We start from the raw sequence: 244 nt of genomic DNA, 5'->3' as shown, positions 1-244 counted from the left end.
CGTTGACCGTGATGACCTGCGCGATGGCGGTGCCCAACACTTTGCGGATTGTATTACTGCCATTCGGGAAAAAAGCCCGCAAATCAAAATTGAAACTCTGGTGCCGGATTTCCGTGGTCGTATGGATCGTGCTCTGGATATTCTGACTGCAACTCCACCAGATGTGTTCAACCATAACCTGGAAAACGTACCGCGTATTTACCGTCAGGTACGGCCTGGTGCAGATTACAACTGGTCGCTGAAG

General features: G+C 50.8%; 1 pseudogene. It reads left to right on the top strand.

Going from position 1 to position 244, the window contains the following annotated elements:
* Positions 1-244, top strand: a pseudogene (locus R0J88_RS22690) (lipoyl synthase); the annotation flags it as partial.

The sequence above is a fragment of the Pseudoalteromonas sp. SIMBA_162 genome (assembly GCF_046535955.1).
Lineage (GTDB): Bacteria > Pseudomonadota > Gammaproteobacteria > Enterobacterales > Alteromonadaceae > Pseudoalteromonas > Pseudoalteromonas marina.
The sequence above is the reverse complement of the archived record's forward strand: the minus strand, read 5'-3'. Positions and strand labels throughout refer to the sequence as shown.